General features: G+C 52.1%; 24 protein-coding genes. 14 read left to right on the forward strand and 10 right to left on the reverse strand.

Annotation, left to right across the window (positions count from 1 at the left end):
• Window positions 1-15: 15 nt before the first annotated feature.
• The gene (gene ctaC, locus CFREI_RS09300) at window positions 16-1,158 is read right to left on the reverse strand and encodes an aa3-type cytochrome oxidase subunit II (protein WP_027011880.1); all 1,143 of its coding nucleotides are present in this window, start codon (window positions 1,156-1,158) and stop codon (window positions 16-18) included.
• A gap of 529 nt (window positions 1,159-1,687) precedes the next feature.
• On the opposite strand from ctaC, the gene asnB reads away from it, so the two are divergent.
• The gene (asnB, locus tag CFREI_RS09305; RefSeq protein ID WP_027011878.1) at window positions 1,688-3,610 is read left to right on the forward strand and encodes an asparagine synthase (glutamine-hydrolyzing); all 1,923 of its coding nucleotides are present in this window, start codon (window positions 1,688-1,690) and stop codon (window positions 3,608-3,610) included.
• 365 nt (window positions 3,611-3,975) lie between these two features.
• On the opposite strand, the gene CFREI_RS09310 is transcribed toward asnB, so the two are convergent.
• Window positions 3,976-4,320 carry a HesB/IscA family protein gene (locus tag CFREI_RS09310; RefSeq protein WP_027011877.1) on the reverse strand — a complete coding sequence of 115 codons (345 nt, stop codon included), beginning with the start codon at window positions 4,318-4,320 and terminating at the stop codon, window positions 3,976-3,978.
• A 162-nt stretch (window positions 4,321-4,482) separates the two neighbouring features.
• On the opposite strand from CFREI_RS09310, the gene CFREI_RS09315 reads away from it, so the two are divergent.
• Genes CFREI_RS09315 through CFREI_RS09330 form a run of 4 tightly spaced genes read left to right on the forward strand, consistent with a single transcriptional unit; the run spans window position 4,483 to window position 7,596 of the window.
• The gene (locus tag CFREI_RS09315; protein WP_240483178.1) at window positions 4,483-5,121 is read left to right on the forward strand and encodes a DUF3043 domain-containing protein; all 639 of its coding nucleotides are present in this window, start codon (window positions 4,483-4,485) and stop codon (window positions 5,119-5,121) included.
• On the forward strand, window positions 5,122-5,649 hold the full coding sequence (locus CFREI_RS09320; RefSeq protein ID WP_027011876.1) for a bifunctional adenosylcobinamide kinase/adenosylcobinamide-phosphate guanylyltransferase: 528 nt from the start codon (window positions 5,122-5,124) through the stop codon (window positions 5,647-5,649). It abuts the gene before it with no gap.
• Between the two features lie 11 nt (window positions 5,650-5,660).
• Window positions 5,661-6,701 (forward strand): nicotinate-nucleotide--dimethylbenzimidazole phosphoribosyltransferase, encoded by a 1,041-nt coding sequence (cobT, locus tag CFREI_RS09325; RefSeq protein ID WP_027011875.1) that lies wholly within the window; start codon window positions 5,661-5,663, stop codon window positions 6,699-6,701.
• A gap of 4 nt (window positions 6,702-6,705) precedes the next feature.
• Window positions 6,706-7,596 carry an adenosylcobinamide-GDP ribazoletransferase gene (locus CFREI_RS09330; protein WP_027011874.1) on the forward strand — a complete coding sequence of 297 codons (891 nt, stop codon included), beginning with the start codon at window positions 6,706-6,708 and terminating at the stop codon, window positions 7,594-7,596.
• Window positions 7,597-7,969: 373 nt separating this feature from the next.
• On the opposite strand, the gene CFREI_RS09335 is transcribed toward CFREI_RS09330, so the two are convergent.
• Complete coding sequence (locus CFREI_RS09335; protein WP_027011873.1) at window positions 7,970-9,076, reverse strand: branched-chain amino acid aminotransferase; 1,107 nt, start codon at window positions 9,074-9,076, stop codon at window positions 7,970-7,972.
• A gap of 145 nt (window positions 9,077-9,221) precedes the next feature.
• Between CFREI_RS09335 and CFREI_RS09340 the strand changes: the two genes are divergently transcribed.
• Window positions 9,222-10,727, forward strand: coding sequence for a leucyl aminopeptidase (locus tag CFREI_RS09340; RefSeq protein WP_027011872.1), 1,506 nt, complete (start codon window positions 9,222-9,224; stop codon window positions 10,725-10,727).
• Window positions 10,728-10,733: 6 nt separating this feature from the next.
• Here the strand turns inward: CFREI_RS09340 and CFREI_RS09345 are convergent, their stop codons facing one another.
• Window positions 10,734-11,138 (reverse strand): hypothetical protein, encoded by a 405-nt coding sequence (locus tag CFREI_RS09345; protein ID WP_027011871.1) that lies wholly within the window; start codon window positions 11,136-11,138, stop codon window positions 10,734-10,736.
• Between the two features lie 127 nt (window positions 11,139-11,265).
• Here CFREI_RS09345 and sucB point away from each other — a divergent pair, with 127 nt between their 5' ends.
• The gene (gene sucB / locus CFREI_RS09350; protein ID WP_027011870.1) at window positions 11,266-13,275 is read left to right on the forward strand and encodes a 2-oxoglutarate dehydrogenase, E2 component, dihydrolipoamide succinyltransferase; all 2,010 of its coding nucleotides are present in this window, start codon (window positions 11,266-11,268) and stop codon (window positions 13,273-13,275) included.
• Between the two features lie 123 nt (window positions 13,276-13,398).
• Window positions 13,399-14,115 carry a lipoyl(octanoyl) transferase LipB gene (gene lipB, locus CFREI_RS09355; RefSeq protein ID WP_027011869.1) on the forward strand — a complete coding sequence of 239 codons (717 nt, stop codon included), beginning with the start codon at window positions 13,399-13,401 and terminating at the stop codon, window positions 14,113-14,115.
• Between the two features lie 24 nt (window positions 14,116-14,139).
• On the opposite strand, the gene CFREI_RS09360 is transcribed toward lipB, so the two are convergent.
• The 4 genes from CFREI_RS09360 to CFREI_RS09375 form a co-directional block, all read right to left on the reverse strand.
• A complete protein-coding gene (locus tag CFREI_RS09360; RefSeq protein ID WP_051255799.1) occupies window positions 14,140-14,571 on the reverse strand; it encodes a MarR family winged helix-turn-helix transcriptional regulator in 432 nt (143 codons plus the stop codon).
• Window positions 14,572-14,805: 234 nt separating this feature from the next.
• The gene (locus CFREI_RS09365; protein ID WP_027011867.1) at window positions 14,806-15,303 is read right to left on the reverse strand and encodes a flavin reductase family protein; all 498 of its coding nucleotides are present in this window, start codon (window positions 15,301-15,303) and stop codon (window positions 14,806-14,808) included.
• Window positions 15,300-16,355: an acyl-CoA dehydrogenase family protein gene (locus CFREI_RS09370; RefSeq protein ID WP_051255798.1), complete on the reverse strand. Its 1,056-nt coding sequence runs from the start codon at window positions 16,353-16,355 to the stop codon at window positions 15,300-15,302. Before CFREI_RS09370 ends, CFREI_RS09365 begins: the two co-directional genes overlap by 4 nt.
• Window positions 16,356-16,375: 20 nt before the next feature.
• Window positions 16,376-16,924, reverse strand: coding sequence for an OsmC family protein (locus tag CFREI_RS09375; protein WP_027011865.1), 549 nt, complete (start codon window positions 16,922-16,924; stop codon window positions 16,376-16,378).
• A gap of 261 nt (window positions 16,925-17,185) precedes the next feature.
• On the opposite strand from CFREI_RS09375, the gene CFREI_RS09380 reads away from it, so the two are divergent.
• Genes CFREI_RS09380 through CFREI_RS09395 form a run of 4 tightly spaced genes read left to right on the forward strand, consistent with a single transcriptional unit; the run spans window position 17,186 to window position 20,622 of the window.
• Entirely contained in the window at window positions 17,186-18,337 is a 1,152-nt protein-coding gene (locus CFREI_RS09380) for an ABC transporter substrate-binding protein (RefSeq protein WP_027011864.1), read from the forward strand.
• A gap of 13 nt (window positions 18,338-18,350) precedes the next feature.
• On the forward strand, window positions 18,351-19,145 hold the full coding sequence (locus CFREI_RS09385) for an ABC transporter permease (RefSeq protein WP_051255797.1): 795 nt from the start codon (window positions 18,351-18,353) through the stop codon (window positions 19,143-19,145).
• The gene (locus tag CFREI_RS09390) at window positions 19,138-19,899 is read left to right on the forward strand and encodes an ABC transporter ATP-binding protein (protein WP_027011862.1); all 762 of its coding nucleotides are present in this window, start codon (window positions 19,138-19,140) and stop codon (window positions 19,897-19,899) included. Before CFREI_RS09385 ends, CFREI_RS09390 begins: the two co-directional genes overlap by 8 nt.
• Before the next feature lie 6 nt (window positions 19,900-19,905).
• Window positions 19,906-20,622: a hypothetical protein gene (locus CFREI_RS09395; RefSeq protein ID WP_035111336.1), complete on the forward strand. Its 717-nt coding sequence runs from the start codon at window positions 19,906-19,908 to the stop codon at window positions 20,620-20,622.
• A gap of 17 nt (window positions 20,623-20,639) precedes the next feature.
• Here CFREI_RS09395 and CFREI_RS09400 read toward each other — a convergent pair whose 3' ends face one another.
• Complete coding sequence (locus tag CFREI_RS09400) at window positions 20,640-20,987, reverse strand: zinc ribbon domain-containing protein YjdM (protein ID WP_027011861.1); 348 nt, start codon at window positions 20,985-20,987, stop codon at window positions 20,640-20,642.
• Window positions 20,988-21,025: 38 nt separating this feature from the next.
• Window positions 21,026-21,613, reverse strand: coding sequence for a MarR family winged helix-turn-helix transcriptional regulator (locus CFREI_RS09405; RefSeq protein WP_084170642.1), 588 nt, complete (start codon window positions 21,611-21,613; stop codon window positions 21,026-21,028).
• A 131-nt stretch (window positions 21,614-21,744) separates the two neighbouring features.
• Between CFREI_RS09405 and lipA the strand changes: the two genes are divergently transcribed.
• Together lipA and CFREI_RS09415 are read left to right on the forward strand one after the other, a co-directional pair.
• Window positions 21,745-22,788, forward strand: coding sequence for a lipoyl synthase (gene lipA / locus CFREI_RS09410; RefSeq protein WP_027011860.1), 1,044 nt, complete (start codon window positions 21,745-21,747; stop codon window positions 22,786-22,788).
• A 50-nt stretch (window positions 22,789-22,838) separates the two neighbouring features.
• Window positions 22,839-23,615 (forward strand): DUF4191 domain-containing protein, encoded by a 777-nt coding sequence (locus tag CFREI_RS09415; RefSeq protein ID WP_027011859.1) that lies wholly within the window; start codon window positions 22,839-22,841, stop codon window positions 23,613-23,615.
• The last annotated feature ends 585 nt before the right edge of the window (window positions 23,616-24,200 follow it).

Below are 24,200 nucleotides of genomic sequence, written 5' to 3' on the forward strand. Positions count from 1 at the left end.
TGAGGTCACTCCTTCTTAAAAGCCAGAGTTGAGGTCAACGGTGTTTTGGTTCGCACCACGGGTATCGGTGCGGCCAGGCAAGAATGGGCTGGTGGAAGTGGCGTATGGCTTCTCACCAATAGCTTCCAGCGCCTCAGAGTTTTGGGCATCTGGGTTCTTCATACGGAAATCCATATACTCCTTGAACTTCTCTGGGGAAACCACACGAAGCTCAAAGTTCATCATGGCGTGGTAGGTACCGCACATTTCCGCACAGCGACCAACAAATGCACCTTCCTTTTCGATCTTTTCGATCTGGAACACACGCTGTGACTTATTTGCCTCAGGGTGCGGGAATGCGTCGCGCTTAAATAGGAACTCTGGAACCCAGAATGAGTGGACTACGTCAGCCGCCGCTAAATCGAATTCGATTGCAGTTTGGGATGGCAGCACAAGAACTGGCACTTCGTCGGTGGTGCCAACGGTTTCGATCTTATTGAAGTGCAAGAAGGAAATATCCGACTTTGACTTACCGTGAATTGGCCCGGCAGCTTCACCATGACCACCACCGTGTTGCGCGGTTCCCTCTTCGCCTCGGGTGGTGTCGGCGAACTCAGCAGAGTGTTCTGCCGCTGCTTGACGCTCTGCGTCGGTGCCAACGTATTCAGATCCAGTTGGGGAAAGTTCTGCAGCAACATTTGCATAGCCGAACTTCCAGTTCCATTGGAATGCCGTCACATCAACTTTGACCTTTGGATCCTTGTCAAGTGCGGTGACTTTATCCTGGGTTTGTACCGTAAAGAAGAACAGACCCATCACAATAACAATTGGAATAATCGTCAGAACAAGTTCAAGTGGTACGTTATAACCAATCTGACGTGGGAATTCGCCCTTACCATCGCGCTCTGCCTTCTTTGCAGAGAACGCAAAAATGGACCAGAACATCAAGCCCCACATAATAATACCGATGATCCAGGCAACGACCCAGGTCCAGACCCAGAAGTTACCCATCGCTGTCGCCTCAGGCGTAATGCCCTCTGGCCAGCCCATACGCAAGAAATTGCCTAACGAGCCGCCGGGGCCGGCCACATCACAGCCAGTCAGCGTTAGACTGCCTGCGCCGATCACACCGGCAAGCAGGGCCTTACGCCGAAAACCACGCTTGTTTCGCTGTTCCACGTGTGTCTGCCTTCCTGTCCACACAATTTGCTACAGAACGCTACGCGTCCTTTCCTAAACAATGAGGTTATCGCATCTGGCGCGGGTTTCCACTTCGATTCACCCATAAAAAAGGCAGGCAGCGTACATTCCTAATAAAACAATGAGGATTCTACTGCATGAAACCCGCGCAGACCGAACATACGCCCTCAGCATGTAATCCAACTCACATTCTATATCCAACGTTTGGGTACCCCCCAATGGGCGTATCACTGTGCCTCTATGCTGTGTTTTTAGGGTGGTTTGCCTTTTCCAATCCTTAACATTTTGGCACACTCCACCCGTTCTGGGTTGTTCATGCGTTCCCATGGCGAACCCACCCTCCGCATGCGTATCGACGCCCCCTACAACCCAGGTTTCAACCCCCAACACAACGCACCTGTGGTATCAAAAACGCGCTAGCGGTTAAGCTGTGTGGATGCGCGGCAATATACTTTTCTTGCCGCACCTTTGTACAGTAAACAATCTTTCAACATAAGGAACTGCTTGTATGTGTGGCCTACTCGGCATGCTGACCAGCAATCAAAACGCAGCTGATTTCGTACCGGCAATCGAACGTGCCCTGCCATGCATGCGGCACCGAGGACCGGACGAAGACGGAACATGGTCTGATGCCGACCTCGTGTTCGGCTTTAATCGCCTTTCCATTATTGATATTGCGCATTCGCATCAGCCACTGCAGTGGGGTCCCGCAGAATCCCCAAATCGCTACGCAATGACCTTTAATGGTGAAATCTATAACTATGTCGAGCTGCGGAAAGAGCTACAAGACCTCGGCTATACCTTTAATACTTCGGGCGACGGCGAACCCATTATCGTCGGCTACCACCATTGGGGTAAAGACGTCGTCAACCACCTCCGCGGTATGTTCGGTATTGCAATCTGGGATTCTGAAAAACGCGAGCTATTCCTTGCCCGCGATCCCTTTGGAATCAAACCGCTGTACTACGCCACTGTCGATGCAGGCACGGTCTTTGCTTCCGAGAAAAAGTCCATTCTTGAAATGGCCCCCGAACTCAATTTGCCTCTGGATCTTGATCAACGCGCAATCGAACATTATGTGGATCTCCAGTATGTCCCGGAACCCGAGTCACTACATAGCAGCATTCGACGCCTCGAGTCCGGCTGTACGGCTACCGTCACCCCGGGAGGCGTCGTAACGCAACAGCGCTACTTTAACCCGCAATTCCCTGCCCAACCCGTAGCCAAAGGCAAAGAACAGGACCTCTTTGACCGCATCGCACGCGCACTCGAAGACTCCGTAGAAAAGCATATGCGTGCCGATGTCACCGTAGGTTCCTTCCTCTCCGGCGGCATCGACTCTACTGCTATCGCAGCACTCGCAAAGCGGCACAACCCGAAGCTGCTCACCTTCACCACCGGATTCGAACGCGAAGGCTACTCTGAAATCGACGTGGCCGCCGAATCCGCCGCAGCTATCGACGCCGAGCACATCGTTAAAGTAGTCTCCCCTGAGGAATACGCAGACGCCATTCCAAAAATCATGTGGTACCTCGACGACCCAGTCGCCGACCCATCACTCGTACCCCTCTACTTCGTTGCCGCCGAGGCCCGTAAACACGTTAAAGTAGTGCTCTCCGGCGAAGGCGCCGACGAGCTCTTCGGCGGCTATACCATTTATAAGGAGCCTCTCTCCCTCGCCCCATTCGAAAAAATCCCAAGCCCGCTCCGCAAAGGCATGCATCAACTCAGCCGTATCCTCCCGGACGGAGTAAAAGGAAAATCACTGCTTGAACGCGGCTCCATGACAATGGAAGAACGCTATTACGGCAATGCCCGCTCCTTTAATTGGGAACAGCTCAAGCGTGTGCTTCCCAATGCCCGACCCGAATGGGACCACAAGGATGTGACCGCGCCGATCTACGCCCAATCCACTCATATGGATCCCGTGGCACGCATGCAACACCTCGACCTCTTTACCTGGATGCGCGGCGATATCCTAGTCAAGGCAGATAAAATCACCATGGCAAACTCGCTGGAACTCCGTGTTCCTTTCCTAGATAGGGAAGTCTTTGCCGTTGCAGAAACAATCCCCTACGACCTCAAGATCACGGAAGGCACCACCAAATACGCGCTCCGCCGCGCCATGGAACAAATCGTGCCTGCGCATGTATTAAACCGCCGGAAACTTGGCTTCCCGGTACCAATGCGTCACTGGCTCGCGGGTGACGAACTCTATGGCTGGGCGCAAGACACTATCCAGGCATCAGGCACCGAAGCCATCTTTGACAAGCAGGCTCTATTGGCAATGCTCAAAGAGCACCGCGATGGTGTCTCGGACCACTCCCGCCGACTCTGGACCGTACTCGCCTTTATGGTCTGGCACGGGATCTTCGTGGAAAAGCGCATTACCCCCAATATTGAAGAGCGTGAATATCCAGTAGAGCTCTAAGGCCATGCCGGCGCGCACACCCCCTCGACGCCAGCATTGCCACCAGCGGCCGGCGGCGTCGACAAGCGTTTAAGTTGTATACAATCTCTGACCTGGGGGTTGTCGCCAATTACACCATATTGTGCGCAAACGGTGTTTTTAGCGACAAAATTTAGAGGTTTTAAGGTCAAAAATGTCGCTTTTTACACCAATCGCACACAACATGGTGCAAAAAACGACGTTGGTGATGTTTTCATCAAAGCTTTCACGCCTGCGCCCAGCGCCAGCACTCCCCCAAACAAGCACAAAGCCCCAAACAAGCACAAAGGCCAGCCGAACCCCAGATAGCAGATAGGGGTTACTAGCTGGCCTTGAGCTTTTAGCCTTTAGTTAAAGGAATCACCGCAGGCACAAGAGCCGCTGGCATTCGGATTGTCGATTGTAAATCCTTGGGATTCAATGGTATCGGCAAAGTCGATTTGAGCACCCATAAGGTATGGGGCGCTCATTTTATCTACTACGAGGGTTACTCCGCCGATAATATCTACTTTGTCGCCGTCGAGTTCGCGGTCATCGAAGTAGAGTTGGTAACGCAATCCGGCACAACCACCTGGTTGGACGGCTATGCGTAGTGCTAGATCGGTGCGGCCTTCCTGTTCAAGGAGAGCCTTTGCTTTTGCAGCGGCTGCGTCGGTAAGGATGACGCCTGTATTTGTCTCGGGAGCAGTCATGAGAGAAGAGAGTCTCCTTGTGTGATTTTCTATGTCGGACCCCAACGGTACTACCATCTTACGTTTTACGCACACCGCGTTCCGTGACCCGTATTCGCGGGTTTGGTCTGGGCCCTTGTAGCCTTGAGTTGGTTTGTTGTTCTTTTGTCTAAGGAGTTTGTTGTGGCTTCGGATACTCGGTCTGCTGACCAGCGCGGTAAGGGGTATACGCCAAAGAAGGGGCGTCCCACGCCGAAGCGTAATGATGTGGAGCGGGCTCGGGGGATTCGTCGCGATCCGGTGACGCCGCCTTTAACGGCAAAGGAGGCGCGGGCACAACGGAAGGCGTTAAAGGCGTCTATGTCTAAGGAGGAGTATAAGGAGTTAAAGCGCAAGGAGCGAGAGGAACGTGCTGCGCGGTCTCGGGCGATACAGGAGGGGATCGATCGCGGTGACGAACGCTATTTACTTGACCGGGACAAAGGCGAGGTTCGTGCTTTTGTTCGAGACTGGGTAGATGCCCGTAGGTTCTTAAGTAATTTGGTTATGCCGGTGGCATTGGTGTTATTGGTTGTGATGTTTATAGCGCAATCCAATCCGGAATTTGCAAGTATTTCTTCGATCGTAGCCATGATTGTTTTGGGCACGTTCTTTATCGAGGGTTATTTGGTTGGTTCTCGGGTAAATAAGGCTGTTTCGGAGAAATTCCCAGGCACTTCAGAAACCGGTTTTGCACTCGGTTTTTATGGGTATTCTCGGGCAAGCCAGTTGCGAAAGTTGCGCAGCCCTCGGCCTCGTGTTGAGATCGGCGCAGACGTTTAAATGCGAACATTAGTATTGGGTGGGGCACGCTCGGGGAAATCGGCATTCGCGGAATCATTGGTGGGGTCGGGGCCGGTGGTGTATGTGGCTACGGCCCGCCCGTGGCCCGGGGATACGGATTTTGATTCGCGTATTGCCCAGCATATTGCTCGGCGACCAGCACATTGGGTTACGGAGGACTCTCGCGACCTGCTCGATGTGCTTGCCGACGTCCCTTCCACTGCGGTGATTGTGGACGATATGGGCACATGGCTCACCCACACACTTGATCAGGCAGATGCCTGGGAGCAACCACGTGGCACTTGCAGCAAGCGTATCGACGCCGTGGTGCGCGCCGTCGATACGTATGCTGGGGGCGATTTGGTGCTGGTCACCCCCGAAGTAGGTATGAGCGTAATCCCTGAACACCCTTCAGGTCGCTTATTCCGTGATGAACTTGGCACACTCAATGAGCGACTTGCTCAAGTGTGCGAAAAAGTGGTTCTTGTTATTGCCGGACAGCCACTCGTTATTAAACCCTCAAATTAAAGGAGTCATCCATGGTTCCCGCCGAACTATTTGCCAAGGTTGAAGCCCCGAGCTTTACAGCTCGCGAGCAAGCCGAAGCACGCCAATTAACCCTTACCAAGCCCGCAGGATCCCTAGGGCGTCTCGAACAAATTGGCGTTTGGATGACCGCCTGTCAGGGCGTATGCCCACCAAAGCCCATTACAGACCCACGCATTATCGTTTTTGCTGGCGACCACGGTGTAGCAGCCCGCGGTGTCTCCGCCTACCCCGCCGAAGTCTCACTCCAAATGGCCGCAAATATCAATCACGGTGGCGCCGCAATTAATGTCCTAGGTCGGGCAGCCGGAGCCTCCGTGCGTGTCGCCGATATCTCACTCGACCACGACGCCAACGGCGAAGAACGCGTCCGCCGCAGCAGCGGATCCATTGATATTGAAGACGCCATGACCGAATCCGAAGTGCTGCAAGCCATCCAAACAGGCCAGCGAATAGCCGATAAAGAAATCGACTCCGGCGCCGACCTCCTTATCGCCGGTGACCTCGGCATAGGAAATACCACCCCAGCTGCAGCGCTTATTGGAGCCATGACAAACTCCGAACCCGTTGTGGTGGTTGGGCGTGGTACTGGCATTGATGACGAAGGCTGGAAACGCAAAGTCGCCGCCGTCCGCGACGCCATGTTCCGCGTCCGTAACATTCACCATGACCCCATTGGCGTCCTCCAAGCCATCTCCTCCCCCGACCTTGCCGCGATGGCCGGATTCCTAGCCCAAGCAGCCGTCCGCCGCACCCCCGTCATTCTCGACGGCGTAGTGGTCACCTCCGCCGCGATCATGGCCAATAAACTCGCCCCTGGCGCTCGCCAATGGTGGATCGCTGGACATCGCGGCGCAGAACCAGCCCACAAGCTTGCACTACGCAATCTTAAACTCGAACCAATCCTCGACTTTAAAATGCGCCTTGGCGAAGGCTCTGGGGCCGCAATGGCACTGCCCATCGTGCAAGCAGCCGTAGACATCATGATCGATATGGCCACCTTTGAATCCGCAGGAGTATCCGAAAAGGAGTAAAAACGTGTCCGGCAAAGCCGACTTCGTCGAAGGCCATCATGGGCCTGCAATTATTGAGGGCCCCGCAACCGCCCTCTCCTGGCTTACAATCCTGCCCGTCTTTGGAACCGCAACCGCCTTCGATCGAACCACCGGCACCCGCGCCATGAACTCGCTGCCAATTGTTGGTATAGCCCTTGGCACCTGCACTTTTGCCATAATCTATCCCCTTATTTTCCTCGGAATCCCCGAACTACTGATCGCTACCCTCTGTATTGCGGGCTGGCAATTAGGCACCCGCATGCTTCATCTTGACGGGCTGGCCGATGTAGGCGATGCACTCGGCGCACACACCACCCCAGAACGAGCCCAACAAATCCTTGCCGACCAAACCACCGGCGCACTGGGCATGGGCAGCGTTGTATTAGTGCTGCTTACTCAACTCACGGCAATCAGCGCCCTAATTACCCAACTCCCAACAGCCACCGCAGCATTTCTTATCGCGATAATCCCGCTAATAACCCGCACCGCAGCCCTCCTGCCCTGCCATCGAACATTTAAACCAATGAGTGAACATGGATTCGGGGCAATGGTTATTGGTACCGTGCGAGCATCCACTATCGTGCTGTGGACCCTCATCATTGCCGCCACAACCATAATCGGCGGAAGATTCAGCCTTAACTTCAGCCAGTATGATGGAGCAATACTCGCCACAGATCTCACAACAATCACAATTGCGAGTCTCCTTATCACACTGGTAGCCGCGCTACTCCTCTCCTTGCACTACGCAAAAAGATTTCATGGCCTTAATGGCGATTGCATTGGAGCAATCATAGAAATCACAACAGCACTTACCGCCATAGCAATGGTGGTGGCTTTTAATCTTTTGAATTACTTTACGACGCCGGGAATTTAGCTGGAGCTGCTTGAGCTCGGCTATGTTGTGGGCGAGGATCTCACATTACCGAAGGGACCTATGTGGCTGCCGTTAGAAATGGTGCTATTGATGCATCCGGCTGGAGCGCTGGATTTGCGGGCAAAGGAAATTTGAGCTGACCGGCAGACAAATAAAGAGATCTAAATATAAGCAGTGTCGCTAAATACACCATCTTGCGTGCAATTGGTGTAAAAAGCGTCTGCATAGCCCCTTCAGGAGCTAAGTTTTGTCGCCAAAAACACCAATTGTGCACAATATGGTGTAAAAAGCGTCAAGTCCCAGGTAACCCTTGGGCCACAACCAACCTAACACTTCCGCCAACCTAGTACCCCCCGAATGTATTGGATTGGTTTTAGTTTGCCACAAGCGTGTACATCCAATTATGAGTATCGGGGTGGCTTCCGCGTTGAATTCCGGTAAGTGTTTCTCGCAATTGCATGGTGATATCTCCGCTTTCACCAGCATTGATTTCAAAGTTGCCATGATTGCTTTTTACAGAGCCCACAGGCGTGATTACCGCTGCCGTCCCACAGGCGAAGGTTTCCGTCATTTCACCTGATTGGGCTGCGGATTGCCAATCTTCAGTAGAGATTGTTACTTCATCCGTTTGATACCCGAGGTCGCGGGCGACTTGGAGGAGCGAATCTCGGGTCACGCCGGGCAGCAGTGATCCGGAGAGTTTTGGTGTGACTACTCGTGCTTGCGCGCCACTGCCGTAGACGAAGAAAAGGTTCATACCGCCCATTTCTTCAACGTATTTACGTTCGATTGCATCAAGCCATACAACTTGGTCGCATCCTTGTTCTGCAGCTTGGGCTTGGGCAAGAAGAGATGCCGCATAGTTGCCAGCGAATTTCGCTGCCCCGGTACCACCAGGACAAGCACGAACATAATCTTCAGAAAGCCAGACTGAGACTGGTTTAATGCCTCCTGCAAAGTACGCGCCTGAGGGCGATGCAATTAGGGCGTAGGTGTAGTTTTTGGCTGGGCGCACTCCAAGACAGAACTCGGTGGCGATCATAAAGGGTCTCAGGTAGAGCGCTTCCTCGCCTCCGGCGGCGGGCACCCAATTTGCGTCGATCGTTACCAATTGGCGGAGTGATTCAATAAAATCTTCGACTGGCAGTTCGGGCATTGCCAACCGGGCAGCTGAGCGTTGGAAGCGGAGTGCATTCTGCTCAGGCCGGAAAGTTTTAATCGTTCCATCAGCTTGCCTATATGCTTTAAGTCCTTCAAAAACGGCTTGGCCGTAGTGGAATATTGAGGCTGCTGGGTCAAGGGTAAATGGTTGGTATGGGACAACGCGGGCGTCGTGCCAGCCGTGTTCTGAATCCCAGTCGATAAGCACCATATGGTCGGTGTGATACAGGCCAAATCCTGGGTTGGCTAGAATTTCTGTTCGCCGCTCTTGTGTAACGGGGGTATCGGTGGGCGTAATTGTGTAGGTTAATGGTGCCATGCAGAAACCCTACACCTGCTGAAGTTTTTCTTTGGCGATGGTTTTTCATGACCTACCTCATTTAAGGGGTAATTTGCGGTTGGGGCTCGTGGGCTAGTGTGGAGGGGTCCACTAAGAAATTATTGTTCTGGAGGTTTATTCCATCGTGGCTAAGGAATTAGCATTGCCTGCTCGGGGTGTTGTATCGAAGGTATCTGTGGCTAAAAAGCTGCCAAAGCGTACAGAAGCGTTTGTGGTTCCGGTGTTTAAAGATCCCGAAGGCGGCGCTGAGGCGATCTATGAACCAAGTGGTTTGTTCGATAAGGAAACCGAGAAATTTATTGCGAATGCATTAGCGACCCTCAAAGTTTCTGGCGAGCATGGCGAGATCACCAAAATCCCAATGCCTAAAAAGGCTGGAGTGGATATCGTTGTGTCCCTGGGCCTTGGCGACCGGAATAAGCTTTCGGGCGAGCAGGTGCGCCGTGCCGCAGGTCTTGTAGCACGCGGGTTGGTTGGCGTCGAAAAGGTAGCTACCACGCTTGGTGATTTTGGGTTAGGGCCCGCCGTTGAGGGCGTGATTTTGGGCGGTTACACTTACCGTGGATTGCAAACCAGCGAAATTGAGGCTGCTAAGGCTCCGGTGGCGGAAATTGTGTTTATTGGCGCCAATAAGCAGGAGTGCGAAGCGGCGTCAATCCGGGCTGAATCGGTGGTATTGGCTCGGGATTTTGTAAATACGCCTTCTTCGCACCTGTATCCGGAAACATACGCCGAGCTTGCCGCGGACGTCGCAAAGCAGTTTGGGGTAAAGGTTGAGATACTTGACGACGCCGCGCTCCGTAAGGATGGCTTTGGCGGCATTATTGCGGTGGGTCAGGGTTCTGCACGGAAGCCACGGTTAGTGCGGTTGTCGTATGCGCCAAGAAAGGCCGCAAAGCAGGTTGCTTTGGTGGGTAAGGGGGTGACCTTTGATACTGGCGGTATTTCCATTAAGCCCAGCGCAAATATGGATCATATGATTTCGGATATGGGGGGTTCTGCTGCGGTCATCGCTACGGTGATTGCGGCGGCCCGGCTTCAGCTTCCAGTGGCGGTAACTGCGACGGTACCGATGGCGGAGAATATGCCTGGTTCGGAAGCCTATCGCCCTGGCGATGTGATTACTCACTATGGCGGCAAGACCACAGAGATTTTGAACACAGATGCGGAAGGGCGCCTTATCCTCGCAGATGCAATCGCACGGGCTTGTGAAGATAATCCCGATTATTTAATCGAGGTTTCTACGCTTACTGGCGCACAATTGGTCGCTTTGGGTACCCGCACCACGGGGGTAATGGGCAGCGATGATTTCCGGGACCGCATTGCAGCCGCAGGACGCTCAGTTGGCGAGGAAGCCTGGGCAATGCCAATTCCGGAAGAGCTCGCGTCTGCAATGAAATCCCCTGTTGCAGACCTACGAAACTTAACTCCAGACCGGTTTGGCGGCATGCTTTCAGCGGGATATTTCCTGAGTGAATTCGTAAGCGAAGGTGTGGAATGGGCCCATATGGATATTGCTGGTCCAGCGTTTAATACCGAAAGCACCTACGGATATACCCCCACCCGCGCGACTGGCGTTCCCGTTCGGACATTGCTTTCGGTACTTGCAGAGATCGGCGCCGAAGCATAAATACCCTTATGGGTTTTCGACGTCCGGGTACTCGCCGCGCTCAAACCGGGCGCGGCGTTCCCGTTGCTCACGGCGCTTTCGTAAGATTCGATCTCGCTCGATTTTAGCCCTCATACGCTGCGGATATCCAGTTTCTTCCACATCATAAACCGGGATATTAAGTAATGACGCAAGGGCGTCTATTCCCTTCGGACCACCGATACGCCGACGGGTAAAATCGCCATTCTCATCTACTAAAACGGCACTCATTTCATTTACGACGGTTTCTGGCTCTATATACGCTTCTACATAAGCACGTCCGACTACCCACGAACGTAGGTAGTCTCGATCCTCTGGCCTAATGGTCTCACCCGGAGCACGGGGTGGTTTCAGGCTGGATTTGGCACGATTTCGGCCGAATATGTTGAACACAGCACACAATTGTAGGGTCAAAGAAGTGGTTTGTGCCTACCCTGACAATACAAAAGGAACAATGAACCGGTACGCTTTGCTTTATATAAGACCGTAGCAAAACGACTTTTCCAAGGAGTCTGACACAATGGCGTTCTCCGTTGAGATGCCCGAACTGGGCGAATCCGTCACCGAGGGTACGATCACCCGTTGGCTGAAACAGGTCGGTGACACTGTCGCCGCTGACGAGCCGTTGCTGGAGGTCTCCACCGATAAGGTCGATACCGAGATTCCTTCCCCAGCCGCTGGTATCCTACTAAAAATCTTGGCGGAAGAAGACGACACCGTCGACGTCGGAGCCATCATCGCCGAAATCGGAGAAGCTGGCGAAACACCATCCGCTCCCGCTGCTGCCGTAGCCGCACCGCAGGCTGAAGCTGCTCCTAAAGTTGAGGCACCAGCTGCTGCCGCACCAGCAGCCAGCGGCACAGCAACCGATATTGAAATGCCAGAACTCGGTGAATCCGTCACCGAAGGCACCATTACCCGCTGGCTCAAACAAATCGGCGAATCCGTCGAGGTTGATGAACCACTACTTGAAGTATCCACCGATAAGGTCGATACCGAAGTTCCATCACCAGTAGCCGGTACCCTATTGGAAATCCTCGCCGAAGAAGACGACACTGTCGATGTCGGTACCGTGATCGCCCGCGTGGGATCCGGCGCAGCGCCAGCAGCAGCCCCAGCCGCCACCGAAGCCGCTCCAAAGGTTGAGGCACCAAAGACAGAGCCCGCTCCTAAGGTTGAAGCACCAGCTGCTGCCGCACCAGCAGCCAGCGGCACAGCAACCGATATTGAAATGCCAGAACTCGGTGAATCCGTCACCGAAGGCACCATTACCCGCTGGCTCAAACAAATCGGCGAATCCGTCGAGGTTGATGAACCACTACTCGAAGTATCCACCGATAAGGTCGATACCGAAGTTCCATCACCAGTAGCCGGTACCCTTTTGGAGATCCTTGCCGAAGAAGACGACACCGTCGATGTCGGTGCCGTAATCGCCCGCGTCGGATCCGGCGCTGCACCCGCAGCAGCACCAGCAGCCGCCGAAGCCGCACCAAAGGTCGAGGCACCAAAGGCAGAAGCTGCACCTAAGGTTGAGGCGCCAAAGGCTGAGCCTGCTCCTAAGGTTGAGGCTCCAAAGCCGGCAGCAAAGGTAAATAATGAAAACGTGCCATATGTAACACCACTAGTACGTAAATTGGCTGATAAGCATGGTATTGACCTCAATACCATTACTGGCACTGGTGTTGGTGGACGTATTCGCAAGCAGGATGTTCTTGCTGCCGCTGGCCAGGGCAAAGCTCCTGCTGAAGCCGCGCCTGCTGCTCCAGTTTCCGCGGCGTCGACAAAGGGTGTTGATCCGGCAAAGGCCGCGTTGCGTGGCACCACCCAGCGCGTTAATCGTATTCGAGAAATCACCGCTAAGAAGACCCTTGAATCCCTGCATTCTGCAGCGCAGCTTACCCAGCTGCACGAAGTAGATATGACTAAGGTCGCGGATCTACGGAAGGCTTCAAAGGCCGCATTCCAAGCCAAGTACGGTGTAAACCTTACCTATCTGCCATTCTTTGCAAAGGCTATTGTTGAGGCTTTGGTTTCTCACCCGAATGTCAATGCTTCATACAATGCACAAACCAAGGAAATGACCTATCACCCACAGGTAAACCTTGGTATTGCGGTTGATACTCCTGCCGGTTTGCTCTCTCCAGTAATCCACAATGCGCAGGATATGACATTGCCTGAATTGGCTAAGGCAATCGTGGATATTGCTGACCGTGCCCGGAATAATAAGCTCAAGCCAGCCGATCTTATGGGTGGCACCTTCACCATTACCAATATCGGTAGTGAAGGCGCATTGGCAGATACTCCGATCCTTGTGCCACCACAGGCTGCAATGATCGGTACTGGCGCGATTGTAAAGCGCCCAGTGGTTATTACAGAAGACGGTGTTGATGCAATTGCTGTTCGCCAAATGGTATTCCTGCCAATGACCTACGATCATCAGATTATCGACGGCGCGGATGCTGGCCGCTTCCTCACCACGGTGCGGGATCGCCTCGAAACCGCAAACTTCGCAGGAGACCTTGATCTCTAAGCTTGTAGGTTCTCCAACAAGCGAAGATATCTTTGGTAATTAAACTGCACTGCTTCCCGTTTGGGGTGCAGTGCAGTTTTATTTGTATGACCGTGTGATCTCCCTGGTAAAGTCAGTGCCATTATGACTCCTCCCCGACTCCCCTTTATGGCTCCTGACCAGCCGATTCGACACCTAGAAGTGCCGTTAGAAACTCAGATTCTAGGGATGGTTGACTACCAAGAAATGTGGGATAGGCAAGCGGAATTGGCGCTCGCCCGTGCACATAATGAAATCCCCGACCAATTATTGTTTTTAGAACATCCAAGCACATACACAGCCGGAAAACGCACCCAGCCTGAAGACCGCCCCACAAATGGCCTGCCATGCATTGATGTGGACCGTGGCGGCCGAATCACATGGCATGGGCCCGGGCAATTAGTGTGCTATCCCATTATCAAACTTGTGGAACCCGTAGATGTAGTGGACTATGTGCGCCGCGTCGAAGAGGCAATTATCCAGGTAGTACGTAGTTTTGGACTTTCTCAAGCAGGGCGTATCGACGGCCGCTCAGGCGTCTGGCTACCAGCACCAGAACGCAAAATTGCCGCATTAGGCATCCGCGTAACCAGAGGCGTCACTATGCATGGATTAGCAATTAATTGCGATAACACACTGGAGTATTACAACCATATTGTGCCCTGCGGCATCGACGATGCTGGCGTCACTACATTAAGCGCCGAACTCGAGCGGGATGTGCAACCAAATGAAGTGATCCAACCACTCGCCCAGGCCTTAGCAGCCGCGTTTTCAGGCGAGCTGGTTGTGGCGGATCACTCTTTTGCATCCCGCGGTATCTAGCGAAACTACGCTTTGCGCACCCCGCTACATACCAAGGAGTTTTCCGCACATTTGGTAGAACTTTTCTCGTTCGTCGGCATTAAGGGCCGCAAAGAAATCTTTCTCGCCTTGCGCGAGCGCCTTGACACCGTCCTCGAGCACTTGTTTGCCTTTTGCGGTCACCACGACCACATGGCGGCGTCGATCGGCGGTGCTGCGTTCTCGGACCGCCAAGCCTTCACGTTCAAGGTCATCGATAATAGTGACCATAATATTTGGATCTACACCAAGTTCTACGCTGATCTCGCGTTGCGATAATGAGGGATTTGCGGCAACAAGGTAGAGCACATTTAAATGTCGGGGTTTAATGCCTAAACCAATTAGTACTGATTCGGCACGCGCTAAAGCTCGTGACCCCAATTGAATTATTCGATATCCCGGCCCAGAAGCAAATGACGAATTGGGAATTGGGGGCACGTTCATCTCCTTTTTCAAAGCTTAGGTTTGACCCAATCCTACCCTCCCAAAATAGGTAACAAAACAATTAAAAATAGCGGACTACTTGGATTTTTACATGGTCCTGCTATCATATAATAGTCAAACTAGATAGTTTAATCTGAAAAATATTTTGTATCCGAGTTACAGTGATAATTACCCCAAACACACCCCCTAGTATCGACACCCCAATTGGCGCCGATACTCTTTATAAAATTAGGAAAGACTTTCCGGCCAAGAATGCAATCGCCCATTTTGGTAGAGCAATGGATGCACGCCTTCTTGAAAATCGCATTCTTTTACTGCAATAGTCAAAATTATATGATCTCCCCCACGGAAACGATCAGTCACCTGGCCACGAAACCATGCGGCGGATTTTGCAATAATTGGAATGCAGCCTTTACGTTCCAATGCGACTCCGGCAAACCGATCGTGCCCATGCCGGGCAAATTGCACCGCAATATCAGTATGGTGAGCAGCGAGAACAGAGATTCCTATTGGCGCTCCGATACCCAAAAACTCATGGGAACGGGATTTCTTATCAATGCTTACCAATACCATTGGAGGTTCCAAGGATAATGAAGCGAAGGCACTGACGGTAAGGCCAATATCCTCACCATCCGCATGGGTGGTTACAACTGTCACTCCTGAAGGGAAATTGGCTACGGTTTGCCGGTAGTGCGTGCTTGTTGGCGCGTCGAGTGTGGTTTTCATACGCTATTATTCCTTGCCCGCGCTAGTTCCCAACGGAGTTGCGATTCGGATGGTGATTGCACCGGGATAAATGCGGCTTCCCGAAACCGCCGAGAAGCCGGGGAATTCTTGGCATAACCTGCACCACCAGCGACGCGAACTTCAATACCTGCAGCAGCAACGGCAGCTGAGGCGGCAGCCAGACGCAATTCCAAAAGATCTACTGGGGCCGCGTGTGGAACTTGCGCAATCAAGTCCTCCTGCCGACGCACAAGTTCACCAATGTGCTCATATAGTTGATGGAGTTCGTGCGCAAATGTTTCATTGACCCCATTCAGCCGGCGCGAAGCAGCTGCGAGTGCTGCTTCTGCAACTCCAAGGCACTCCGCGATTTGTAGTAATACAAATGTCGGGCGCACGCCCCGAATGAATGTTTCAAAGTCTCTGCTAAGTACATGTGCCTCTGGAACGAACACATTATGAAGGTTTACCCAGGCTGAGGCGGTCGCATTTAATCCAAGCAATCCAAAGGGTTTTCCAAATGTCACACCTTCGTCCGAACTTTCAATACACACAACGATTCGCTCACCGGAATCTGTTCGCGCCACCGTTACCAACACGGCGTCGTTATATAAATTGGACGCCCAGTTTAGCTTCCCGGAAATCCGGTATCCGCCCGCAACTGCAACGGCATGCAAATCAATGTTTCCGCAACCGGCGAATTCTTTAAACGCCGATGCCATACCCGTAATTCCGGGACGCTCCCCACGCTCCAATTGCGTAACGACGCCCCGCACATTCGGGTTTTTTGAAGCCCTCAGGTACTCCAGCGCCATACGGTGCGCCCATACTGTAAACCCAACGGATAAATCGCTGCGAGAGATCTCCCGAATGAGTCGGGCTGTAGCTAGTAGATCCTGATTCAATTGCCCTGAGCCAAGCAGCGGCAGAATATACCGAGCATCAATATCACCCTGGTCAACTGCCGCAGCGGATTCCGAAATCTGCTGTAAAAGTTGCGGGTGTGTACCCAAGGGCTTCAATTCAATATGGTGAATGGTTGCGGTAGTCATGCCGATGATCCTTTTAGGTTTTAAACGAGCTCGGACGTTAAGGCAGCCGGGCGAGTATAGGTATTAACCACTGGCGACCAGCGAATTGCATCCTTATGAATCTCATCAAGAGTCTCTCGGTCCGCATCACCCTCTAATGCAATCTTGACGCGAACATCAGAAACTCCTGGTCGCTTAGCTTCATCAAGGTCCCCTACGCCCCAGGTTGGGGAAATATCAATATCGCCTTCGATATCGATTTCGATTTTGGTCAACGTCACTCCGCGGTGCGTTGCAATCGCCTGAATGCCCACAGAAATGCAAGCCGCCAAGGCCGCCTGCGCGACTTCTGTTGGATTTGGCGCGGAATCATCGCCCAATAATGCGGGAGGCTCCGAAACTAATACTGGTTTCAGGTCACGCACTTGGGTGTAGTTACGGAAAAGCCCATCGGCTTCGGTGTGAGTACGCACCGTTTTCTTTGCACCTTCGGGATTTTCAATGTTTTTCTTGGCCAATGCACGTAAGGCCTCACCATCGATTGGTTGCAGTGGTTCACCTGGGCGATGGTTTGGGGTTAAAGAGCTCATAGTTATACAAATTTCCTTTAGCTTGTAGTGGACTTCACGAACGACCCTAACACACGACAACACTAATGTGAACAGCTTAGTCTATATTTTTCTGAAATAATGAACCATGCTGGAAAGAAATAAATTCACAGAATAACGTGCACTTTTGCAAAACAGCTAGACAAGCGGGCGTCGATAAGGCTAATGTCTACTTCCAATTTAAAAGACTGATCTGTCTAGTTTAAATAGACAGATAAACGCACGCCATTAAGGTTCCTGGATATGTCGCATCCCCCAGCATTAATTTCCCGCAGAAACCTGCTCCAACACAGCGCACTCGCAATATTGGGCATGCCACTATTGGGATCCGCCGCTGGCTGCGTCACCCAAACCGCCGACTCTAAAACAAACGCCGAAATAACTATCGGCTATGTCCCTATTGCCTGCACAACTCCCCTTATCCTGGCCCACGCTCAAGGCCTGTTTCAAGCACGCGGTCTTACTATAAAGCTGAAAAAATATGGCGGTTGGGCCGACCTATGGAGCGCATACTCTACCGGCGAACTCGATATCGCACATATGCTCTCCCCAATGCCGATTGCAATTAACGCTGGCACCACTCGAGGTAAACGTCCCACCCTTCTGGCTTTTACTCAAAACACCAATGGTCAGGCCATTACCCTAGCCACCAAGCACGTCAATGCCGTGCAATCCGCCCAAGATTTCCGCGGCAAGGTCATTGGCATACCCTTTGAATACTCAGTCCATGCGTTACTGTTCCGCGACTTTTTAGCCTCCGAAGGCATCGATCCGGTAAGTGATATTGAACTACGCTTACTGCGCCCCGCCGATATGATTGCCCAACTTCAAGTGGGCGGAATCGACGGATTTGTGGGGCCCGAGCCTTTTAATCAACGCGCAGTTGCCTCCGGGGCAGGAAGAATTTTCAAACTAACCAAAGAGCTCTGGTCTGGGCACCCCTGCTGCAGTATTGCAATGTCAAAAGACTGGGCCAGCATCCACCCTGACCAAGCCAAGCTACTTACCGAAGCCCTCGGCGAAGCCGCAGCCTTTGCTAATAATCCCGCAAATAAAGAAACCGTGGCCAAAATATTAGCTGAGGAAAAATACTTAAATCAACCGGAAAAATTCTTTTTACCTTCACTTAGCGGTGAATACCAAAACTGGCACGGGGAAACCGTAGCGGATCAACAACGCATTTCTTTTGGTGATGCCACAGATCCCACCGCAATTACTTGGATGGCTACACAGATAGCTCGCTGGAAACTCGGCGGCACAAGCATAGTGATGGAAGATTCCACATTAATTAGGTTAGCGGATTCTGTGCTTCCAGAAGGAATAGCAGCCGGGGGCGAAACGGCCACAATTAATGGTAAAGAATTTAATCCAAATATTCCCACAGCCGGATACTGAAAACAGGAATACTATGCAAACGGAACAAACGCAACAAACAACAATTACCCGAGCAATTGGCATTGGAATACTCTTATTTTTTGCGGCGCTAAGCCTTTGGCAATTTGCGGCAACATATGGCTGGATTAGCGGACTCGCTCCAACGCCAGCACGCACATTTACCAGGGGTGTAGAAATACTTTCGGATCCTTTATATCGTGATGGGCCAAGTAGTGTTGGAGTTTTCTGGCATTTACTAGCCTCTTTACGCCGCGTACTTATTGGTTTTTCTATTGCCACATTTATTGCCATTCCACTTGGTTTTATACTTGGCAAAAGCACGACACTTCGTTGGGCTGTGGATCCATTATTGCAGGTCTTGCGACCAGTCTCACCATTGGCCTGGCTCCCACTTGGCCTGGCATTACTTAGCGATGCCGAACGCACTGCAATCTTTGTAATTGTCCTTTCCGCCCTGTGGCCGACTTTATTAAACACCATCGATGCTGTTCGAAACGTGCACCCCACCTATTTGCATCTTGCGGCAACACTCGGCACACCACAATGGCCCCAAATTCTCTATGTATGGCTGCCCGCATCATTACCGGGAATTATTACCGGATTGCGCGTTTCCCTTTCTACTTCTTGGCTCGTGATTATTGCCGCAGAAATGTTAGTTGGTGGCCAAGGCATTGGGTTTTTTGTTTGGAATCAATGGAACCGATTAGATATAGACGCCATTGTGGTAGCCATTCTTATTATTGGCGCTACTGGACTTATCCTTGACCATCTTATTGCTGCATTACAGAAAGTTGTTCGCTATGACTAATTCAAACCATGTAGAGTTACGAGATATTACAAAATCCTATGGCTCGACCACGATTATCCAAACAACAAATATCACAATTTCCCAAGGCGAATTCGTTTCTATTTTAGGACCTTCTGGCTGCGGTAAATCCACGATTCTTTCTATGATCGCCGGATTGGCATTTCCTTCTTCTGGCACAATATTTACCAATGGTCAACAAATTACTTCTCCAGGCCCGGACCGAGGAATGGTTTTCCAGCACCATGCACTATTGCCCTGGATGACCGCACAGGGAAATATTGAATTTGGTTTAAAATCCGCCCGACCAGAGCTTACTGCCACTGAGCGCCGCGCCGTAGCAGCCCGGTTTTTAGACCAGGTTGGGCTCGCCCACGCTGCTTCTCGACGCCCCGCGCGCCTTTCCGGCGGCATGCAACAACGCGTGGGCCTGGCTCGCGCATTTGCCGTTGATCCGGAAATACTGCTACTCGACGAACCTTTTGGGGCACTGGACGCACTCACCCGTCGCGAATTGCAATTGCAATTACGTAATGTATGGGAAGCCAATCGCCGGACTGTCATTATGGTGACCCATGATGTGGATGAGGCGATTTTGCTTTCTGACCGGATTCTTGTCATGGCACAAGGCCCAGAATCTTCCGTAATCGCGGATATCGAGGTCGCCTTGGAATCTGATACTGAATCGTTGCGTCGGAAATTGCTTGGCCTATTGGAGCATTCGCCACAACCTAAACTGGAGCCTTCGCTACAATAACGTGGCATGAAGAAGTCCGTAGTGGTGCCCTTAGTGGCACTAATTGTGGTGGTTGTGTGTGGCCTTGCAGCCTCAGTTTATTTGCTCAGTGGAAACCCAACCCAAGATTCCACCGCAAAACCCACTACAACTACCTCTACGAGTTCTTCTACTACCCCACCACCCCCGCCAAGTGTCAATGACGGCCCCGCACCTTTAAATGTTGGTTCATTTTCTATTGAAGGGGCTGTTCCGCTTCAGGGCGCTACATATGATTCCATGCCATATGTGCTTCCCCTTGATCCTGCTGGCCCGCAGGAGACAATGGTTCGTTGGGTCGAGGGTTGGGGCCAACCGCCATCTGGGGCAAAGGACGGCACAGTTTATATTCTGGGACACGCTTGGGCACACCAAAAATTGGTGTTTAATCCTATTGCAGAGCGGGTATCTGAATCGGTGCGTTTAGATCTACCACCCGAGCAGGTCCCTGCCGTAAGCGGAGGCACGGTTGCCCGGTTTTCCTCAGATGTTTTAAATGGTTCAAAGCTACGAGTTGTTGATGAGCATGGGGCAGCCCGCGAATGGGTTGTAGATAATGCCTGGCTCGTGGGGAAGCAAGATGCGATCGAAGACGCCGAACTTGTGGATACTACTATTCCGGGCCGCGTAATTTTGATCGCCTGCGCAGTCAAAGACAATCAGGATTTAGAGTTTAATGTGATTGTCTCAGGGCATTTGACCTAGCTGCCGCCAAGACCACGCTAGTTTACTTTTTTCACCACGCTTGATTTCAATTGCATCGCACCGAAACCATCGATTTTGCATTCGATGTCATGGTCACCGACACCTTGAACTAAGCGAATATTTCGTACTTTTGTACCAGCTTTGATTGGTTGGGTTGCGCCTTTTACTTTCAGCGTTTTAGTTACGCTTACCGTATCCCCATTTTGGAGCTCATTGCCCACGGCGTCGAAAATTTGTTGGACACCATCGCCGCTCTCAGCTTCAGGAACCCATTCGTACGCACATTCGGGACACACAACGAGCGCATCCATCTCGTATGTATATTCGCTTTCGCATTCTGGGCATGGGGGAAGTGTTTGTTCCATATCTGCTATCCAAGCACTTCCCCTGTTGGTTGAGCCAATTAATGTTCGTGCCAGTGTCCGTGCCGCCCCCGCCCCCGCATACGGTGCGGTGGCCCCTCTGGTGGCTCCTGTTCATTCCTGTGAGTTTCCTCTAAATGATCAATAACAAGATCCAAAAGCGCACAGAGTTGGTCTCGTTGCTCATCGGTTAAACCACTCGTCGCATCAATGTGCGGTTGTTCCGCTAGTTCTTTCGCTTTCTCTACACCAGCATCCGTAATGTGCACCAATCGTGCCCGGGCATCATTAGGGTCTACTTCGCGGCGCACTAATCCAGCGTCTTCCAGCTTGGACAGCACCTCCCCCAAAGATTGCGGACGCACACCAATAACATAAGCCAGTTCATTTTGCGCTATTGGGCTTTGCATGGAAAGCACCGCTAATACTCGGCCCTGCCCCTGAAATACTTGTCGACGCCGCGAACGCCCGTGCCCATGCTCATGTAAGACGCCGAACATCGCCGCACGCCGCAATAACCTATGAATCCGAAAAATCCGATGTTCAAAACTGTCACAAGGAATCGGCGGTTCCCAGCCGGGCAGCGGCGACTCGGGCGACGTTGGAGGTGGTGGAAAACCAAACATCATGTTCCTTTCATATATATGCACTCACAAGATTCAAATTATGAAGGCACCTTCCATTATTAACAAGGTACCTTATTTTGTCAACAGGTACCTTCACTTCTCATGATTTTGCGCTCCTTGGTAGGGTTATCGGCGTGACTGTTGCACCTGAAGGCCGAAAGATGCTTCGCATTGAGGCTCGCAATGCGAAAACCCCAATCGAATCGAAACCACGTTGGATTCGGACTACCGCAAAAACCGGCCCCGAATTCCAAGACATGAAACAACGCGTAGCTGGCGCATCCCTACACACCGTATGCCAAGAAGCCGGCTGCCCGAACCTTCATGAATGCTGGGAATCCCGCGAAGCAACATTTCTTATTGGCGGATCGCAATGCTCACGACGTTGCGACTTCTGCCAAATTTCCTCCGGAAAACCCGAGCCACTCGACCGCGACGAACCCCGCCGCGTTGCCGAATCCATCCAAGAAATGGGGCTCAACTACGCAACCATTACCGGCGTTACACGCGATGACCTTGATGACGAAGGCGCTTGGCTATACGCAGAAGTAGTCCGACAAATCCATGCCCTTAACCCCCATACCGGCGTGGAAAACCTAGTCCCAGACTTTTCTGGAAAACCAGACCTTCTCCAAGAAGTTTTCGAAGCCCGCCCCGAGGTATTTGCCCACAATATTGAAACAGTACCTCGAATCTTTAAGCGTATCCGCCCCGCATTCCGCTATGACCGATCCTTAGATGTTATCCGTCAGGCACGGGATTTTGGCCTGGTCACCAAATCAAACCTTATTCTTGGTATGGGCGAAACTTTCGATGAAGTCACCCAATCCATGCAAGACCTCCGAGATGCTGGCTGCGATATTCTTACCATTACCCAATACCTTCGTCCGGGCCCGATGTACCACCCGATCGAACGCTGGGTAAAACCAGAGGAATTTGTCGAACATTCTGACGCCGCAAAGGAAATGGGCTTTACCGGAGTTATGGCCGGGCCCCTTGTCCGGTCTTCTTACCGGGCGGGGCGTCTATACGCACAAACAATCGCCGCACGCGGTGAACGCCTCCCCGAAAACCTACGCCACCTTGCGGAAACTACAGCAGGATCAACCGCGCAGGAAGCCACATCACTCTTAGCAAAGTACGGCGCATCCCAAGATACTCCGGTTGTAAGCCGGTAATTCAGCTCTCGTTTTCGCTGCTGTTAGCCTTATCCCCTATTGTGGAGAGCATGGCAGACGCACGGAAGCAGAATGAGAAAGCTGCAAAAAAGCAGGCACGCTCCGCAAAATTCGCCCGGTTTAAACAAAACTGGGCGCAAATGTGGCAAGCGTTCCAAATTCAGCGCAAGCAGGATAAAAAACTAGTCCCGCTGCTGCTGCTCACCATTATTGGTATCGCTTTTGCGTTCTTCCTCCTCGGGCTGCTCTGGGGTGGCCAATGGTACATGCTATTTTTAGGCTTACTTGTTGGCTTTACCGCAGCTCTCTATGTGTTTACTCGCCGCGTAGAAAACTCGGTCTATGATAAAGCCTCCGACCAACCCGGTGCCGCTGGATGGGCTTTAGAAAACCTGCGCAATGGTGTTGGCATGGTGTGGAAAACCAAAACCGCTGTAGCCGCAACCACCCAAATGGATGCGGTGCACCGCGTTGTAGGCGTCTGCGGAATCGTACTGGTTGGCGAAGGCGAAATGCATCGCGTGCGGCCGCTCATGGCGCAACAAAAAAAGCGTCTGGCACGTGTGGCCGGCAATGCACCCATTTATGAAATGTATGCCGGCGAAGGTGAAGGACAAGTACGAATTCGTAACCTCCAACGCGAACTGATGAAATTGCCGCGGAATATGAAAAAAGACGAAGTGTACGCCCTTGCCGCCCGCGTAGATTCCATTGACAGCCACACCGGACAACAAGCTGGTTTACCAAAAGGACCACTACCAAAAGGTGCCCGAGTATCTGGAATGAACCGCCGCGCCCGCCGCGCCGCGGAACGCAATAAACACTAAACCTTTTGTTTGTGCCCCACGAGTACTCCATGATGTGGAGCTTGTGGGGTTTATGGTTTGGTTTTCGGGCTGGGTGTTTGTGGTTTGGTTGTGTGCTTCTGTTGACCTGGGATTTGGTTGGGGTTGGTTGGCGTTTGGTTGGGAGGTGCCTGGGTCTGGCCGGTCTTTTTGGGGTCTGGTTGGGGTCTGGTTGGGGTCTGGTTGGGCGCTGGTTGATCTTTTGGGCGTGTTGTCACAGATTCCATTTTTTCGGCTGATTTTATGGAATCTGCGACACGATAGGTAGGGAACCTGTCACAAATTCCATTTTTTTCACTGTTTTAATGGAATCTGCGACAAACCCCAGGTCAACGATTGTGCGCAAGATTGGTTGCTGTCACAAATTCCATTTTTAAAGGCGATTTTATGGAATCTGCGACACTCGACATGAAAACATCACTAGTTTGATAGGGTGCGCCTATTAAACACCCGGGAAAGCGGCTCGAAGGCTCGGGAAACCAGCCAATACACCCGGGAAGCCCTGGTTTTTCAGCCGCCACGCCCCGGAATCAGGCAGATTTCACATCACCCACAACCCACCACCAC

This window comes from Corynebacterium freiburgense (genome assembly GCF_030408815.1).
Taxonomy (GTDB): domain Bacteria; phylum Actinomycetota; class Actinomycetes; order Mycobacteriales; family Mycobacteriaceae; genus Corynebacterium; species Corynebacterium freiburgense.

What these genes read in the sequence shown, in the direction of transcription:
- asnB (WP_027011878.1), top strand. Translation starts at nt 1,688, where the DNA reads ATGTGTGGCCTACTCGGCATGCTGACCAGCAATCAAAACGCAGCTGAT.
- CFREI_RS09310 (WP_027011877.1), bottom strand. Translation starts at nt 4,320, where the DNA reads ATGACTGCTCCCGAGACAAATACAGGCGTCATCCTTACCGACGCAGCC.
- CFREI_RS09320 (WP_027011876.1), top strand. Translation starts at nt 5,122, where the DNA reads ATGCGAACATTAGTATTGGGTGGGGCACGCTCGGGGAAATCGGCATTC.
- cobT (WP_027011875.1), top strand. Translation starts at nt 5,661, where the DNA reads ATGGTTCCCGCCGAACTATTTGCCAAGGTTGAAGCCCCGAGCTTTACA.
- CFREI_RS09335 (WP_027011873.1), bottom strand. Translation starts at nt 9,076, where the DNA reads ATGGCACCATTAACCTACACAATTACGCCCACCGATACCCCCGTTACA.
- sucB (WP_027011870.1), top strand. Translation starts at nt 11,266, where the DNA reads ATGGCGTTCTCCGTTGAGATGCCCGAACTGGGCGAATCCGTCACCGAG.
- lipB (WP_027011869.1), top strand. Translation starts at nt 13,399, where the DNA reads ATGACTCCTCCCCGACTCCCCTTTATGGCTCCTGACCAGCCGATTCGA.
- CFREI_RS09365 (WP_027011867.1), bottom strand. Translation starts at nt 15,303, where the DNA reads ATGAAAACCACACTCGACGCGCCAACAAGCACGCACTACCGGCAAACC.
- CFREI_RS09370 (WP_051255798.1), bottom strand. Translation starts at nt 16,355, where the DNA reads ATGACTACCGCAACCATTCACCATATTGAATTGAAGCCCTTGGGTACA.
- CFREI_RS09375 (WP_027011865.1), bottom strand. Translation starts at nt 16,924, where the DNA reads ATGAGCTCTTTAACCCCAAACCATCGCCCAGGTGAACCACTGCAACCA.
- CFREI_RS09380 (WP_027011864.1), top strand. Translation starts at nt 17,186, where the DNA reads ATGTCGCATCCCCCAGCATTAATTTCCCGCAGAAACCTGCTCCAACAC.
- CFREI_RS09385 (WP_051255797.1), top strand. Translation starts at nt 18,351, where the DNA reads ATGCAAACGGAACAAACGCAACAAACAACAATTACCCGAGCAATTGGC.
- CFREI_RS09390 (WP_027011862.1), top strand. Translation starts at nt 19,138, where the DNA reads ATGACTAATTCAAACCATGTAGAGTTACGAGATATTACAAAATCCTAT.
- CFREI_RS09395 (WP_035111336.1), top strand. Translation starts at nt 19,906, where the DNA reads ATGAAGAAGTCCGTAGTGGTGCCCTTAGTGGCACTAATTGTGGTGGTT.
- CFREI_RS09400 (WP_027011861.1), bottom strand. Translation starts at nt 20,987, where the DNA reads ATGGAACAAACACTTCCCCCATGCCCAGAATGCGAAAGCGAATATACA.
- CFREI_RS09405 (WP_084170642.1), bottom strand. Translation starts at nt 21,613, where the DNA reads ATGATGTTTGGTTTTCCACCACCTCCAACGTCGCCCGAGTCGCCGCTG.
- CFREI_RS09415 (WP_027011859.1), top strand. Translation starts at nt 22,839, where the DNA reads ATGGCAGACGCACGGAAGCAGAATGAGAAAGCTGCAAAAAAGCAGGCA.